At 64.9% G+C, this 14,803-nt stretch carries 14 protein-coding genes; 7 read left to right on the forward strand and 7 right to left on the reverse strand.

Annotated elements, in window-relative coordinates:
* On the forward strand, window positions 1-537 hold the full coding sequence (locus J6500_RS10700) for an HPP family protein (RefSeq protein WP_225712661.1): 537 nt from the start codon (window positions 1-3) through the stop codon (window positions 535-537).
* 9 nt (window positions 538-546) lie between these two features.
* On the opposite strand, the gene J6500_RS10705 is transcribed toward J6500_RS10700, so the two are convergent.
* The gene (locus J6500_RS10705) at window positions 547-2,292 is read right to left on the reverse strand and encodes an ABC transporter ATP-binding protein/permease (RefSeq protein ID WP_225712662.1); all 1,746 of its coding nucleotides are present in this window, start codon (window positions 2,290-2,292) and stop codon (window positions 547-549) included.
* Between the two features lie 309 nt (window positions 2,293-2,601).
* Between J6500_RS10705 and J6500_RS10710 the strand changes: the two genes are divergently transcribed.
* A complete protein-coding gene (locus tag J6500_RS10710; RefSeq protein WP_225712663.1) occupies window positions 2,602-4,272 on the forward strand; it encodes an L-lactate permease in 1,671 nt (556 codons plus the stop codon).
* 199 nt (window positions 4,273-4,471) lie between these two features.
* Window positions 4,472-4,831: an META domain-containing protein gene (locus tag J6500_RS10715; protein ID WP_225712934.1), complete on the forward strand. Its 360-nt coding sequence runs from the start codon at window positions 4,472-4,474 to the stop codon at window positions 4,829-4,831.
* 16 nt (window positions 4,832-4,847) lie between these two features.
* Here the strand turns inward: J6500_RS10715 and J6500_RS10720 are convergent, their stop codons facing one another.
* Entirely contained in the window at window positions 4,848-5,522 is a 675-nt protein-coding gene (locus J6500_RS10720; protein WP_225712664.1) for a hypothetical protein, read from the reverse strand.
* Between the two features lie 264 nt (window positions 5,523-5,786).
* Between J6500_RS10720 and J6500_RS10725 the strand changes: the two genes are divergently transcribed.
* Window positions 5,787-6,254: a PaaI family thioesterase gene (locus tag J6500_RS10725; RefSeq protein ID WP_225712665.1), complete on the forward strand. Its 468-nt coding sequence runs from the start codon at window positions 5,787-5,789 to the stop codon at window positions 6,252-6,254.
* A 278-nt stretch (window positions 6,255-6,532) separates the two neighbouring features.
* Window positions 6,533-7,900 carry a TonB-dependent siderophore receptor gene (locus J6500_RS10730; protein ID WP_225712666.1) on the forward strand — a complete coding sequence of 456 codons (1,368 nt, stop codon included), beginning with the start codon at window positions 6,533-6,535 and terminating at the stop codon, window positions 7,898-7,900.
* A 92-nt stretch (window positions 7,901-7,992) separates the two neighbouring features.
* Here the strand turns inward: J6500_RS10730 and J6500_RS10735 are convergent, their stop codons facing one another.
* Both J6500_RS10735 and J6500_RS10740 read right to left on the reverse strand, forming a co-directional pair.
* Window positions 7,993-9,192, reverse strand: a complete 1,200-nt coding sequence (locus tag J6500_RS10735) for a hypothetical protein (RefSeq protein WP_225712667.1) — start codon at window positions 9,190-9,192, stop codon at window positions 7,993-7,995.
* A 190-nt stretch (window positions 9,193-9,382) separates the two neighbouring features.
* Entirely contained in the window at window positions 9,383-9,850 is a 468-nt protein-coding gene (locus J6500_RS10740; protein ID WP_225712668.1) for a MarR family winged helix-turn-helix transcriptional regulator, read from the reverse strand.
* Window positions 9,851-9,948: 98 nt separating this feature from the next.
* Between J6500_RS10740 and J6500_RS10745 the strand changes: the two genes are divergently transcribed.
* A complete protein-coding gene (locus tag J6500_RS10745) occupies window positions 9,949-10,317 on the forward strand; it encodes an antibiotic biosynthesis monooxygenase family protein (protein WP_225712669.1) in 369 nt (122 codons plus the stop codon).
* A 229-nt stretch (window positions 10,318-10,546) separates the two neighbouring features.
* Here the strand turns inward: J6500_RS10745 and groL are convergent, their stop codons facing one another.
* Together groL and J6500_RS10755 are read right to left on the reverse strand one after the other, a co-directional pair.
* The gene (gene groL / locus J6500_RS10750; protein WP_225712670.1) at window positions 10,547-12,184 is read right to left on the reverse strand and encodes a chaperonin GroEL; all 1,638 of its coding nucleotides are present in this window, start codon (window positions 12,182-12,184) and stop codon (window positions 10,547-10,549) included.
* Window positions 12,185-12,371: 187 nt separating this feature from the next.
* Complete coding sequence (locus J6500_RS10755) at window positions 12,372-12,668, reverse strand: co-chaperone GroES (protein WP_225712671.1); 297 nt, start codon at window positions 12,666-12,668, stop codon at window positions 12,372-12,374.
* Window positions 12,669-12,996: 328 nt separating this feature from the next.
* On the opposite strand from J6500_RS10755, the gene J6500_RS10760 reads away from it, so the two are divergent.
* Window positions 12,997-13,515, forward strand: coding sequence for a hypothetical protein (locus J6500_RS10760; protein ID WP_225712672.1), 519 nt, complete (start codon window positions 12,997-12,999; stop codon window positions 13,513-13,515).
* A 267-nt stretch (window positions 13,516-13,782) separates the two neighbouring features.
* On the opposite strand, the gene J6500_RS10765 is transcribed toward J6500_RS10760, so the two are convergent.
* Window positions 13,783-14,562 (reverse strand): protein phosphatase CheZ, encoded by a 780-nt coding sequence (locus tag J6500_RS10765; protein ID WP_225712673.1) that lies wholly within the window; start codon window positions 14,560-14,562, stop codon window positions 13,783-13,785.
* Window positions 14,563-14,803: the final 241 nt, after the last annotated feature.

Raw genomic sequence — 14,803 nt, forward strand, 5'->3', positions numbered from 1 at the left:
GTGGGGGCGGCAGAGCAATCTGCCGCCCCTTTCTTTTGCGGGATGCGGATGAAACCGGATTGGCGGGCATTGCCCTCTGGCGGGCGGCGCGCGCTGGCCGCAGGAGCGGTGGCGGGACTTGGCGGCGCAATCGCGATCGCGGTGATGGAATGGTTTGCGCACGCGGCGGGCTATCCGCTCGCGGTGATCCCGTTCGTGACCTCCATCGTGCTGGTGGTGGGTTCGCCCGAGGCCGAACCCGCGCAACCGCGCGCCCTGATCGGCGGGCATTTGGTGTCGGCGCTGGCCGGCTTTGCCGTGCTCTGGCTGACCGGGCCGCAGGCTTGGGCGGCCGCCGCCGCGGTCGGCATTGCGATCCTCGCGATGGTCTTGACCGCCACCTTCCACCCGCCGGCCGGAATCAGTCCGCTGCTGATCGTCTCCGGCAATCTGCCGTGGTCATTCCTGCTCGCGCCGGTGCTGGCCGGTGCGTTGCTGCTTGCCGCTTTTGCCTATGCCTGGCATCGCTGGGTCAGCCGCCGGCCGTGGCCGCGGTGATTCCTGCGCTCACGACGCGACGACCTTGGCGGCATCGTGCAGGGTGAAGCGGTCGCCTTCGCGGACCAGCCTGATGTTGCGCTGATGGAAGGCTTCGAGCGTCGAGCGGTGGCCGATCGAGACCACCGTCGTGTCGGGCAACTTCTCGCCGATCAGCCGGTAAAGCGCCGCCTCCGACGGCTCGTCGAGCGAGGCGGTCGCCTCGTCCAGGAAGAGGAATTGCGGCGCATGCAGCAGCGCGCGCGCGATGCCGAGCCGCTGCTGCTCGCCGAGTGACAGCATCCGGTTCCAGTGCGCCTCCTCGTCGAGCCGCGCGGCGAGCTGCGGCAGTCCGACCGCGTTCAGCGTGTCGCGGACCTGCTTGGCATCGAACTTCGCGGCTTCGCCGGGATAGACCACCGCGTCATGCAGCGGCCCGATCGGCAGATACGGGCGCTGCGGCAGCATCATCAGCGTTGCGTCGCGCGGGATCTCGATCGCACCGTGACCGTAGGGCCAGATCCCGGCCACGGCGCGGAACAGCGTCGACTTGCCGGCGCCGGACGGGCCGGTGACCAGTGCCCGCTCGCCGGGACGGAAGCTGAAATGGCTGGCCGAGACCAGCGGCGTGCCGTTCGGCAGCGTGACAAGCAGCTGTGGCAGCGCGATCTGACCGCCCGGCGCGGGCTTGCTGTGGATCGAGTCCGGATCGTCAGCCAGCTGTTCGGCACTGCCGATCGACTGCTCGAAGCCGTCGAGACGGGCGACGGTGGCGCGCCAATCGGCCAAGGTGCGGTAGGCGGTCACGAAGAAGGACAGCGCGTCCTGCACCTTGCCGAACGCCTCGGCGATCTGGATCAGGGCGCCGAGCTGCACCGTCTTGCTGACGAAATAGGCCGGCCCCGCCAGCACGAAGGGAAAGATCACCGAGGCCTGCGCATAGCTCTGCGTGAACGCGGTCAACCGCTTGGTGCGGCTCATGATGCCGTACCAGTTGCCGACCACGCGGTTGAAGCGCTCGGACAGCCGCCCGCGCTCGGCGCCTTCGCCCTTGAGCAGCGCGATCTGCTCGGAGTTCTCGCGCACCCGCACCAGGTTGAAACGGAAATCCGCTTCGAGCCGCTGCTGATGGAAATCGAGGTTGACCAGCGGCGAGCCGATCCACTGCGTCAGCATGGTGCCGAAGATGGCGTAGACCAGCGCGCCCCATACGAGGTAGCCCGGAAACGAGACGTCGCTGCCGAACAGCAGCAGCGGCAGCACCGCCGAAAGGCCCCACAGGATCACCACGAACGAGGCGAGCGTCACGATCGAGCTGAGCAGCCCGATGCCGATCGCCAGCGTCTGGCTGACGAACTGCTTGACGTCGTCGGTGATGCGCTGGTCGGGGTTATCGGCCGCGTCGCCGGCCAGTTGCATGCGATAGTGGTTGGCGCCGTGAATCCATTCCCCGAGATACTTGTTGGTCAGCCAGTTGCGCCAGCGGATCTGGAGCCATTGATTGAGATAGAGCTGGTAGACGCCGAGCACGACCGACACCGCAGCCAGTCCGCAAAACACCCACGTCTCGTATTTGAACGTGTCCCAGTCCTTGTTCTGCAGCGCCGTGTACCAGCGGTTGCGCCACTGGTTGACCAGCACGTCGTTTGCGACCAGCAACAGCTCGATCGACATCACCGCGCCGAGCAGGCCGCGGCCGGCCCATTTGTCCTCGGATCTGAAATAGGGGGAGGCGATGCGCCATACGATCGCGAGCGTCGAGCGGATGTTGTTCACAGATTATCGTCTCCGGGGAATGGCCGGTAAAGGCCTGAAGAATCGGGACAATCAAACTATCATACGACTAAAGTCGTAGAACTGGCATGCAAGCGTTGGCTTGTCCCGGTGTTGATGTCAACTCTAGCATGTCGACAACGGCGAGGGGCGGGGGACCTTCGAATTTCGCGAGGATGTGAGCGATCCTTAACGATCGTCCATCTGCGAGCCGGGCTCAACCATACACGACGAACTCCCGCGGATCGCACCAGTCGCTCCTGCCTGCACCCGCAGGCCGGGCGCTGCATAAGAAATAGGGGGTATCCCGAGATGAACACCTGGAATCAAATCTACAATCCGTTGGGCAATGCCGCGCTATCGACGATCGCGGCCGCCATTCCCGTGGTCACGCTGCTGGTGCTGATCGCCAGCGGCAAGGTGAAGGCGCACATCGCCGCCATCATCGCCGTGATCGTGACCAACTTGATCACGATCTTCGTGTTCACGATGCCGGCCGGCATGTCGATCCGCGCATCGATCCTCGGCATCGTGACCGGCTTCTTCCCGATCGGTTGGATCGTGCTCAACGTCATCTTCCTCTACCAGGTCACGGTGAGGTGCGGGAAGTTCGAGCTGCTCAAGCGCGCGGTCGGCGGCGTCACCGAAGATCGCCGCCTGCAACTGCTGCTGATCGCGTTCTCGTTCGGCGCGTTCTTCGAAGGCGCCTCGGGCTTCGGCACGCCAGTTGCGATCACCGGCGCGGTGCTGATTGGGCTCGGCTTCTCGCCGCTCGCCGCCTCCGGCCTGTCGCTGATCGCCAACACGGCGCCGGTCGCCTATGGCGCGCTCGGCACGCCGATCCAGGGACTCGCCTCGGTGACCGGCCTCGATCCCTACATCCTCGGCGCGATGGTCGGCCGGCAATTGCCGGTGTTCTCGCTGATCGTGCCGTTCTGGGTGGTGTGGGCCTTCGCCGGCTGGCGCGGCATGAAGGAGGTCTGGCCGGCAATCCTGGTCACCGGCGTTTCCTTTGCGATCCCGCAATATGTGATCTCGAACTACATCAATCCCTGGATCGTCGATATCGGCGCCTCGCTGATCTCGATGGGCGCCCTGATCCTGTTCCTCAAGGTCTGGCAGCCGCGCCAGCTCTGGCTGTCGCCGGCGCTGCGTGGCCGCGATGAATCGGCCGCGACGATGGCGGCGGCCCAGCCGCTCGACAAGACGCCGCTGACGCAGGGCGAATTGTGGAGCGCGCTGCTGCCGTGGATCATCGTCTGCATCCTGATGCTGATCTGGGGCAACGGTGCGTTCAAGACCTGGGCCAACGCCAACTTCGTTTGGAACTACCCGGTTCCCGAGCTCGACAAGCTGATCATGAAAGTGCCGCCGGTGGCCGCCAAGCCAACGCCGGAAGCCGCCGTGTTCGGCTTCACCTATCTGTCGTTCACCGGCACCGGCATGCTGATCGCTGCGATCATCTCGGGTCTGTTGATGGGCTTCTCGCCGCTCAAGCTGATCGCCGAGTATGGCCGCACCATCCGCCTGTGCGCGATCTCGCTGATCACGATCTCGGCGATGCTGGCGATCGGCACGCTGACCCGGCTGTCCGGCGTCGACGCCACGCTCGGCCTCGCCTTCGCGGCGACGGGCGTGCTGTATCCCTTCTTCGGCACATTGCTCGGCTGGCTCGGCGTCGCGCTGACCGGATCGGACACGGCGTCGAACGTGCTGTTCGGCAACCTGCAGAAGATCACCTCCGAGCAGCTCGGCCTGTCGCCGGTCCTGATGGCGGCGGCGAACTCGTCCGGCGGCGTGATGGGCAAGATGATCGACGCGCAATCGATCGTGGTCGCCTCGACCGCGACCAACTGGTACGGCCACGAAGGCTCGATCCTGCGCTACGTGTTCCTGCACTCGATCGTACTGGCGTGCTTGGTCGGTCTGTTCGTGACCCTGCAGGCCTATGTTTATCCGTTCACCGAGATGGTCCTGAAATAGACGCGTCACCCCGGCACAACGATCCCCGCGAGCCGCCGCTCGCGGGGATTTTCTTTTTGGACCGTTTGCCTGCGGCCGAACTGGCTAAGCGCGACCGCGTCCAATACAACGCGGCCCTCAGGCTGCGATGTCGGGGGATGACATGATGTCGATCGGATGGATTTTGCGGAGCGCCGCCGTGCTGTTTGCGCTGCCGGGCATGCTGCTGGGAGCGGTCCCGGCCTACGCCCAGGATGAGTTTCCGTTCGGCTTCCTGATGACGCTGGACGCAGCAAGGATGCCCGGCTCGAAGCGGATTCCCTCGCTCGAGATCGGCGACAATGGCGAGGTGTCGCTTGAACTCTGGTGCAATGGCGGCCGCGGCCAGTTCTCGGTCGCCGGCAACACCATCATCTTCGTCCCCGGCGCGATGGAGAACCGGTCCTGCCCGCCGGATCGTGCGCAGGCCGACAGCGATCTGCTCGCCGCGCTCGGCAGTGCGACGACTTGGCGGCGGGAAGGCGATTTCGTCACGCTGCTCGGCGGCAAGCCGTTGCGCTTCCAGATCAACAGCAACTGAGGCGTCGCCGCGGCGTTCAGGGCGTTGCAACCAATCCGTTTGCGGTGGCGACGATCCAGCGATTGCCCCAGCGAACGATGGAATCGACTCGCCCGAGCCCGGGAACGACGTCGCCACGTGCGGCCATCCGCACGCCATCGGGTCCTTCCAGCACGGCGGTGCCGTCCCGGACCTCGACCACCGACCATCCGGGAATCGTGGTCGGCCGCGTCTCCGGCGCCGCCGCTTGCGGCGGCCTGGCGGCCAGCGCTGCGGCTTGCGCATTCAGGGTGGTGGGTGCAGCGCCCAGCGTCAGCGGCCGTGGACTGGGCGTGACGGCCTTGGGAATGCTGCCGGTCACAGCGGGCTCGGAATTGGATGCGGAGCGTCGCGCGCCCTCGCTTCTTGTCTTCGTTTCCGCGACGCGAGGCGGCGCCTCCTTCTGGGCCATGACCTGGCCGGCGCCGGATGCGCCTGCAAACTCGTGCCAGTATTGGCTGCCGGCCCATCCCAGCACGAAGCTTGCCGCCAGTGCGGTTGCCGCCAGCACCAGGGTGCCAATGCGGTCGGCGAACGGCTCCCGCAGCAGCAGCGCCGCGTCGTGATTCTCGTTCGAGACGTCCCACAGGTCTGCCGGCCGGGCCGGCACGCGGCCATCGGCCAGATCTGTCGGCCAGATGCTCGCAGCACTCGTCGGCTCGCGGTCTTGCATGGCGTGACCCGGTGTTCGGATGCGCGAATGATGATCCCGGAAACTGAATCGAGCCTTAATTTTCGGTGACCGAACTGCGGCAAAGCATGCCATTCGGTCGCACACCGTAGATTGACGGGGGACCTCGGCGCCGGCCGACGGTCGCCGCTGATCACGTTCGCGCCTGACCAGTCCGAGATGCGTCCGGACATCGCTTTCCGGAAATCGGGTCGTCGGCCGGAGCCGTGCCCGCTAGCCTTGCCGCACACGCGATGGAGATCGGCAATGACCAAGACCTACGGTACGGTGAGCGAAGAACAAAAACGGCAAATGAGCGGCCTCGCTTTCGTCCAGGGGCTCGCCAGCGGTGCGCTGCCGCTCAACACGATCGCGCGCACGCTGGGCTATGATGTTGCCGAGGCCGAGCGCGGCCGCGTCGTCGTCACCCTGCTGCCGACCGACGCGCATCTCAATCCGGCGGGCACCGTGCATGGCGGCCTCACCGCGACGCTGCTCGACAGCTGCATGGGGCTTGCGGTGCAGTCGACGCTCGACGCCGGCACCAGCCAGACCACGCTCGAGTTCAAGATCTCGCTGGTCCGACCGATCACGCCTGAGACCGGTCCGATCCGGGCCGAGGGCGTGGTGCTCAATTGCGGCCGCCGCATCGGCACCGCCGAAGGCAGGGTCACCGACGCGCAGGGGCGGCTGCTCGCGCATGGTACGACGACGTGCCTGATCTTTCCCGCCTAAAGCAGGATCCGGAAAAGCGCGAAGCGGTTTTCCGAAAAGATCATGCTCAAACAAAGAGCTAAAGCACGATGATGATCCAACCAAATCTCATCGCGCTTTAGTGCGTCGCGCGATGTCGTGCGTCTCCGTACCTTCGTCATCCCTGCAAGACCGACGCACCGGTTTTTGGAACGCTTCCAAGATTGCCTCTAACGAGGTGCATGGGGATCGCGCTGCAACGTGAGCCCGATTCTCGAATATACCGCTGTATCTGTGGCTATATTACGCAGCCAGGACAGATGTTGTGTCACGAGCGCAACAACCATCCAGCAACACTCAGACTTAGAGGCGTTCAACTTCTCCGCTGCAACCGATTGATCTACGTTCGGCGAGATCAATGTGAGCGTCGGCTCCTACCCGAGGCCGGGACCGTCGGTTATCAGTTCGAGCACGCCTTCAACAATGCCGTGAAGCTGCGGCAGAATTTTCGCTATTACACCTCGCAGACCGATTGGGACTATCTGCTGCTGACCGGCATCGCCGCTGATGGCCGAACCGGTAACCGCAACGTCAGTAGCCGCATCGAGAAGGGCGAGGGCATCGCGGTCGATTCCTCCGTCGAGGCCAAGCTCGGCTGGGGCCCGGCCGTGCACACCGTGATCGCCGGCATCGACTATTATCACAGCGTGCTGGACTCCACGCGCTATCAGGGCACGGCCTCGCCTATCGACATCTTCAATCCGGTCTATGGCAGCCCGGTCGTGGTCAATCGCAGCGTCAACCGCGGCTCGGTGACGACAGGCGATCAGCTCGGCTTCTACGCGCAAGACCAGATCAAGCTCTACGACAAGCTCGTGCTGCTGGTCGGCGGCCGCAAGGATTTCAGCAATATCGACACGCTGATCTCGCGCACCAATGCGCGCTCGGTCCAGGAGGACGACGCCTGGACCGGCCGCATCGGCGGCGTCTACCTCACCGATTTCGGTCTTGCGCCCTACGCATCGTTCAGCCAGTCGTTCCAGCCTAACCTCGGCACCGACCGCCTCAACAACCAGTTCCTGCCCTCGCGCGGTGAGACGGTCGAGGCCGGCGTGCACTATCAGATCCCGGGCAGCCGCATGCTGATCAGCGCGGCGGCGTTCGAGATCCGGCAGACCAACGTGCTGACGCCGGATCCGGTCGACATCACCTATTCGGTGCAGTCAGGCGAAGTCACCTCGCGCGGCGTCGAGTTCGAGGCCAAGGCCGAGTTCGGGCCGCTCGCGATGGTCGCCTCCTACACCTACACCGATACGCGCACCACGCGGTCGACCAACACGGCCTTGCTCGGCGAGCGCCTTGCTTTCGTCCCGTACAACACGGCCTCGATCTGGGGCATCTACGATTTCGGATCGCTCGGCTGGCACGGCTTCAATTTCGGCGGCGGCGTGCGCTATGTCGGTGACACCAATCTGCCCGGCGTTGCCTTCAACGTTCCGGACTACACGGTGGCCGACCTGGTCGCGAGCTACGATCTGAAATATCTCGCGCGTGAGCTGAACGGCTTTCAGGCGCGCCTCAACGTCAAGAACCTGTTCAACAACGGCTACGTCATCTGCGTGTCGTCGGGCGGCTGCCGCTACGGCGATCCGCAGACGGTGATCGCGACGCTGAGCTACCGTTGGTAGACACGCCTTTCTTTCCTTCACAGGCGAGGTGGATCGACGACGCGCGCGAGAGGGCGCGAACGTCGAACGGCTAAGCGAGGCTCAGGATCGGCTCAGCGCCACACCGACTTGTCGGCGTCCCAGCGCTGGCCCTTGAACTCCTTGAGCAGCGCATCGATCGAGCCGTTGTCGTCCATCGGCTCGCCGCCTTCCTCGTCGCTGCCGGTGTCTTCCGACAGGTTCAGCTTCGGTCCCGCGCTGTCGTCCGTGGTCGAGGTTGTCGGGCTCGAGACCCACAGGATCAGGCGATCGCTGGCGCCGGGCTTCTCGGGCGAGACCAGCGCGGTGATCTCAAGATTGGTGGTGAGGCCGAGTGCCGGGTAGGTCTTGCTCGGCCGCTTCAGGACCAGCTTCAGCTTGCCGGTGTTGGCGTTCCAGGTCGCGGACGCCGGCTTGGCCGACAGCGTCCTGGCCAGCACGCCGGAGATCGCGCTCGCGATCTTGTCCTTGTTGATCTTCTCGCCGCTGGCCCAATCGGCGGCGGCAAAGCGGATGGTGCGATCCATCTCGACCACGCCGCTGGTCCAGCCGGCGGCGGTCACGCCCGGCGTCGCCTTCGCCTTGGCGAGCAGCGCGGAGGCGCGCTCCGGGTCGACGGTGAGGTTGATGGTCTGCTCGCCGGAGCGCATCTCGTCGCAGGTCACCGCGAGGCTGGAGGTGCTGACCTCGACCGCCTCGCCCTTCAGGCTCTTGAGGAAGTCGGCGGCCGATTCCAGCTTGACCCGCACGCCCATCGCTTCCGGCGACACGTCGGTGAAATCCTTCGGCTGCGGCGTGATGCCGTCTTCGGTGGCCTGGTTGTCGGTGAATTCCTTCTCGCTGAGATCGGAATTGTCCGAGGAGGCGACCTCGGTCACGGTCTGGCCGACCGTGATCTGGCCGCGGAATTCAAAACTGTCGCCGGTCTGCTTGCGGTTCAGCTTGATGGTGACCGGCTGCTTGTCGGCGATGCTCTGGGTGGTGCCCGACAGGGTGGTGCCGCTGACCGTGAGGTTGGCGACGAAGCGGTCCTTGCGGTCGGAGCCTTTTTCCGCGGGATAGCAGACGTCGAGCACGGCCGCGGTGACGGTCTTGCCCTGACGGGTTTCCTTCAGCACGACTTCGGCATTGCCGTCCATCAGGCCGTCGATCGCGGTGAAATAGCGTGTCTCCGGGCCGCCGCTGGGCGCAGCCTTCGGCGAGAGCTTCATCTGGGCGAGAGCAGGCGCCGAGGCGACGGCGAAACCGAGCAGCAGGAGCGGGAGCGCGCGCATAGGAAGTCCTCGAGGGAAGAATCGGGTTCCGTCGTAACTAGCAAACCTGTGTGTCATTGGCCAAAAAAGAAGGCCGCCCGGAGGCGGCAGCTGTGCGCGCATCGCATGTTTTACGTCATGCGCGCGCAGGCGTGATGAATTCGGGTTTAGCTCGTTGTTCGAGCGTGCTCACGGGATTGCGGATCATGCCCTAGCCGGGTTCCTCGCTGCTTTCCAGCTTGCCGCGCAGCGCGCTGATCACCCGATGCATGGTCTCGATGTCCTTGACCGAAAGTCCGTCGGCGAGGCCGTTCACCCAGGGCGATTGCAGGCGCATGGCGGCCTCGAAGGCGTGACGCCCCTTGTCGGTCAGCACCACGAGTTGCGCGCGGCGGTGATGCGGATTGGTCTCGAATGTGACGAGGCCGTCGCGCGCCAAGTCGTTGACGATGCGCTGCACGTTCTGGCGGTTGGCGCCCAGGTCGCGCGCCAGCCAGGCGACCGGCTGGGCGCGCTCGGCCGCGATGATGGCGCCGAGGATCTGCCAGCGGGCGCTGGTCAGCCCGAGCCCTGCCACCAGCCGGTCGCCGGCGGTGAACAGCAGGCTGCTGAGGCGGAACAGGTCGAGGATGAGGCCGCTCAGGGCATCGCCCGCCGGGGTTCGCTTGGTCGGAGGCATTTGTCACCATAAGATGGCATTGACATTATGATGTCAATTTACTATGTATCCATCGTCACGAAATGACATCATAGCACCATATCGTACGGAGCCAACCAATGGCGCAGATCCGTCCCCTCGACCCCGCATTCCCGATCAACCGCCAGCTCGCGGTCGACGCCGCCGGTGTCGTGCTCGTCAACCTGTTCACGCTCGATCCGGCCGACGAGGACGCCTTCCTCAAGGCCTGGCAGGACGACGCCGCGATCATGAAGCGGCAGCCGGGCTTCATCTCGACCCAGCTGCACCGCGCGCTTGGCGACAGCCCGGCCTATCTGAACTACGCGGTCTGGGAATCCACAGCCGCCTTCCGCGCCGCCTTCGCCAATCCCGAGTTCAGGGCCAAGCTCGGCGCCTATCCGGCGTCCGTAGTGGCCGCGCCGCATCTGTTCCAGAAGGTCGCGGTGCCGGGGGTGTGCGTGGCGTAGAGCGCGGGCCCGAGGCCCATCCGCGTCATTGCCAGCGAAGTGAAGCAATCCACCGCGCCGCAAAACGGAAGAATGGATTGCTTCGTCGCTAGCGCTCCTCGGCAATGACGCCGGTGCGCGGCGTCATAGCTCCAGCATCTTGCTGGAGCTGGAATGAACGATTTGCCGGCCAAAAAAGAAGGCCGCCCGGAGGCGGCCTTCGATCCCCATGCGGATACTTGAATAAGGCTCAGAAGCCGCCCATTCCGCCCATGCCGCCGCCGCCCGGCATCGCCGGCGCGGCGTCCTTCGGCAGTTCGGCGACCATGGCCTCGGTGGTCACCAAAAGGCCGGCCACGGAGGAGGCGTCCTGCAGCGCGGTGCGCACCACCTTGGCGGGGTCGATGATCCCCTTATCGACCATGTCGACATAGTCCTCGGTCTGGGCGTCGAAGCCGAAGGTCTCGGACTTGTTTTCCAGGATCTTGCCGACCACGATCGAGCCCTCGAGCCCGGCGTTCTCCGAGATCTGGCGAACCGGGGCTTCCAGCGCCTTCAGCACGATGTTGATGCCGGCCTGGACGTCGGCATTGTCGTTGGTGAGACGGCCGACCGCCCGCTTGGCGCGCAGCAGGGCGACGCCGCCGCCGGGCACGATGCCTTCCTGCACCGCGGCGCGGGTCGCGTTCAGCGCATCCTCGACACGGTCCTTCTTCTCCTTGACCTCGATCTCGGTGGCACCGCCGACCTTGATCACGGCCACGCCGCCGGCGAGTTTCGCCAACCGCTCCTGCAGCTTCTCGCGGTCGTAGTCCGAAGTGGTCTCCTCGATCTGCGCCTTGATCTGGCCAACGCGGGCGTCGATGTCCTTCTTCTTGCCGGCGCCCTTGACGATCGTGGTGTTCTCCTTGTCGATCACGATCTTGCCGGCGCGGCCGAGCATGTTCACCGTGACGTTCTCGAGCTTCATGCCGAGATCGTCGGAGATCAGCTGACCGCCGGTCAGGATCGCGATGTCCTCGAGCATCGCCTTGCGGCGATCGCCGAAGCCCGGCGCCTTGACGGCGGCGACCTTGAGCCCGCCGCGCAGGCGGTTGACCACCAGCGTCGCCAGCGCCTCGCCCTCGACGTCCTCGGCGAGGATCAGCAGCGGACGGCCGGACTGCACCACGGCTTCCAGCACCGGCAGCATCGCCTGCAGGCCGGAGAGCTTCTTCTCGTGCAGGAGGATGTAGGCATCCTCCAGCTCGGCGGTCATCTTCTCGGCATTGGTGACGAAGTAGGGGCTGAGATAGCCGCGATCGAACTTCATGCCCTCGACGATATCGACCTCGGTATCGAGCGACTTGTTCTCCTCGACCGTGATCACGCCCTCGTTGCCGACCTTCTGCATCGCCTGCGCGATCATCTTGCCGATCGCCGCGTCGCCGTTGGCCGAGATGGTGCCGACCTGGGCGACTTCTGACGAGGAAGCGACCGGCTTGGCGCGCTTCTCGATGTCCTTGACCACGGCGGCGACCGCAATGTCGATGCCGCGCTTCAGGTCCATCGGGTTCATGCCGGCCGCGACCGACTTGCCGCCCTCGCGCACGATCGCCTGAGCCAGCACGGTCGCGGTGGTGGTGCCGTCACCGGCGGTGTCGTTGGTCTTGGACGCGACCTCGCGCAGCATCTGCGCGCCCATGTTCTCGAACTTGTCCTCGAGTTCGATCTCCTTGGCGACGGTGACGCCGTCCTTGGTGATGCGCGGAGCGCCGAAACTCTTCTCGATGACGACGTTGCGGCCCTTGGGGCCGAGCGTCACCTTCACGGCATTGGCGAGCACGTCGACGCCGCGCAGCATGCGCTCGCGGGCGTCTCCGGCGAATTTTACGTCCTTGGCAGCCATTGAATGTACTCCTGGATAAGTGGAAAGAGCGCCGTTTCCTGCATTCGTCATCGCCGGGCTTGACCCGGCGATCCATCGCCCGCGTACGACTCTTCCGAAGATTGATGGATGCCCGGGTCATCTAACGCGAAGACGCGCTTCTGCCCGGGCATGACAGTGGAGGGCTATCGGCCCTCAGATTATCGCGTCAGGTCAGCACGCCCATGATGTCGGACTCCTTCATGATCAGGAGCTCCTGGCCGTCGAGCTTGACCTCGGTGCCCGACCATTTGCCGAACAGCACGCGGTCGCCGACCTTGAGGTCGATCGGGATCAGCTTGCCGGCCTCGTCGCGGCCGCCCGGGCCGACGGCGACGATTTCGCCCTGGGAGGGCTTTTCCTTGGCCGTGTCCGGAATGATGATGCCGCCCTTGGTCTTCTCGTCGGCATCGATACGCTTGACCACGACGCGGTCGTGCAGCGGGCGGAAGTTGGATTTAGCCATGACGTTCCCTCTTTTTGAGGTCCTCTTGGAGGCTCGGTTTCAGGTCCGGTTCATCGGGACCGGCCTAAGTGCCGGCCAGTCGGCGCCGGGCGGGACGCCCGACGCGTTTAGCAATCATGGAGCTAGAGTGCTAATTGCGCGCGGGAATATGGCTTGGCGCGTGTCCTGTCAAGCAAAGGGGGTTAAGGCCTTGGTGAGGCCAATATAGGATGGTGGACCAGAAACCAAATCGTAGCGATGCCGTCATTTTTCGGACGTCATTGCTCCGCCTAACGTTTTACGCTTGGCTGCAGGAGGGTGCGGCCGAGGCCAGAGTCGGGGGATGCACATGATCAGGTCACTCAACGCGCGATTGGTCGCACGCTATGCGGCTGTCCCGGCGCTGACGATATTCCTGGGCGGCTGCAGCAGCATGAGCCTGCCGTCGTTTTCGTCCAATGAGCCCCCGCCGCCGGTCGAACCGGGGGTGGCGCCGGAGATGCCCGCGACCATCCGCGCCGACGAGATCGTCGGCCGCTGGGGTCTCGCCTCGTTCCAGAATCCCGCCGACCGGGCCCGCACCGAAAAGGCCGCGCGCGACCAATGCAAGCAGCCCTACGTGATCGGCGCCGGCCAGAACGGCGGCGTCATCATGCATCTCGCCGACCAGGCGACCCCGCAGGAACTCCGCCTCAAGGGCTCGCCGAGCGGCAAGAACTATATCGGCCCGCCTGGACCCACGCCCGGCGAGCAGGATCGCGAGATCATCTCCTTCGACGGCCGCGTCCTCATCACCCGCTTCGTCGACAAGGACGCCGGCGTCCGCTACGGCAACATGGTCTACGTCCGCTGCGCCCCGAGGGCGTAGGCGGGGGGTGTTCCGGGCACGACTGTTGCCGCATCGGCGGTCCGCCTCTCCCCTTGTGGGAGAGGCCGGATTTGCATCGCCAGGTGCAATCCGGGTGGGGGGTATCTCTCCACCAGTCCATCTCTTCGTTCTGAGTACGCGAAGACATACCCCTCATCCGGCGCTACGCGCGACCTTCTCCCACAGGGGAGAAGGGAAGGATGCCGCGATCCTCACCAACAAAAACGCCGGCCCGAAGGCCGGCGTTTGTCGTCTCTTGCAAGGCTCTCAATTGAACATCGCGTCGATGTCGTCCTGCGAGGCGTGGCCGGCGTCGCCGTCGAGCTTCGGGCCGTTGAGCAGCTTCGCATCGCCTTCGCGATTGTCGACGATCGGCGGGGTGTGCGCCTTGATGGCGTCGACGCCGCCCCAGATGTTCATCATCTCGTTGATGTGCTGCTCGATGAATTTCATCGTCTGCATCACCTTGCTGATGCGCTGTCCGGTGAGGTCCTGGAAGTTGCAGGCCTCGAAGATCGCGATCACGCGCTCCTGGATCTCCTCGCTGAGCAGCTTCTGCTGGTCGGGCGTGACGTTCTTCGACAGCGCGGTCGCGGCCTGATCGATCGCCTCGGTCGCCTCGAGGATCTGCTGGGTGGCCTGTTCGGTGCCGCCGACCACGGCGCCGAGCTCGCCATTGACCTTGGCCATCTCCTCGCCGTTGAAGCTTTTGCCGTGCAGGACCGCGATCTCGCGCTTGGTGCGGCTGATCGCGTCGTGGATCAGGTCGAGCTCGACCTTGAGCTTCTCGCATTGTTCGACCTGGGCGCGGTAGGTCTCGAGCAGCGCATGCGCCTCGGCGACTTCGCGCGCGATCGCGCTGTCGACGCTATCGGTCGCGCGCTGCGGCTGCGTCGCGGCCATCTGGGCGCGGATCGAGCGCAGCTCGGCCATGATCTCGCGGTGCATCGGGCCGATGTCGCCGCCGCCGGATGCCTCCACCTCCGGCATCGCCGGCTCGTCCATAATGGCCTGTTCGACACGAAAACGCTTGCGCTTCACTGACATGATCTTCATTCCCGCCCCATAAAACCGCATCGTTCTAGACGGAGCCGATTTAACGTCAGGTTCACGCGGCAAGAGTTCGCGCTGGCGTCGTGCAGGCGGCTGCACACCGCCGATTAACCATGTCGCTGGCGCGTTCACGTAAAATAAACGCTGTCCGGCAAAACCACCGTCGATTGACGATGTGGTGAATCCGAACCGCCGCCGCGTTTACCAAACCGCTGCGGTTTTCATTGCTTATTGA

The sequence above is a fragment of the Bradyrhizobium semiaridum genome (genome assembly GCF_020329505.1).
Lineage (GTDB): Bacteria > Pseudomonadota > Alphaproteobacteria > Rhizobiales > Xanthobacteraceae > Bradyrhizobium > Bradyrhizobium semiaridum.

Bases quoted from the DNA above. Each gene is read 5' to 3' on its own strand.
- J6500_RS10735 (WP_225712667.1), bottom strand. From the start codon at position 9,192: ATGCGCGCGCTCCCGCTCCTGCTGCTCGGTTTCGCCGTCGCCTCGGCG.
- J6500_RS10760 (WP_225712672.1), top strand. From the start codon at position 12,997: ATGATCAGGTCACTCAACGCGCGATTGGTCGCACGCTATGCGGCTGTC.
- J6500_RS10765 (WP_225712673.1), bottom strand. From the start codon at position 14,562: ATGTCAGTGAAGCGCAAGCGTTTTCGTGTCGAACAGGCCATTATGGAC.
- J6500_RS10745 (WP_225712669.1), top strand. From the start codon at position 9,949: ATGGCGCAGATCCGTCCCCTCGACCCCGCATTCCCGATCAACCGCCAG.
- J6500_RS10715 (WP_225712934.1), top strand. From the start codon at position 4,472: ATGCTGCTGGGAGCGGTCCCGGCCTACGCCCAGGATGAGTTTCCGTTC.
- groL (WP_225712670.1), bottom strand. From the start codon at position 12,184: ATGGCTGCCAAGGACGTAAAATTCGCCGGAGACGCCCGCGAGCGCATG.
- J6500_RS10740 (WP_225712668.1), bottom strand. From the start codon at position 9,850: ATGCCTCCGACCAAGCGAACCCCGGCGGGCGATGCCCTGAGCGGCCTC.
- J6500_RS10755 (WP_225712671.1), bottom strand. From the start codon at position 12,668: ATGGCTAAATCCAACTTCCGCCCGCTGCACGACCGCGTCGTGGTCAAG.
- J6500_RS10720 (WP_225712664.1), bottom strand. From the start codon at position 5,522: ATGCAAGACCGCGAGCCGACGAGTGCTGCGAGCATCTGGCCGACAGAT.
- J6500_RS10730 (WP_225712666.1), top strand. From the start codon at position 6,533: ATGTTGTGTCACGAGCGCAACAACCATCCAGCAACACTCAGACTTAGA.
- J6500_RS10725 (WP_225712665.1), top strand. From the start codon at position 5,787: ATGACCAAGACCTACGGTACGGTGAGCGAAGAACAAAAACGGCAAATG.
- J6500_RS10710 (WP_225712663.1), top strand. From the start codon at position 2,602: ATGAACACCTGGAATCAAATCTACAATCCGTTGGGCAATGCCGCGCTA.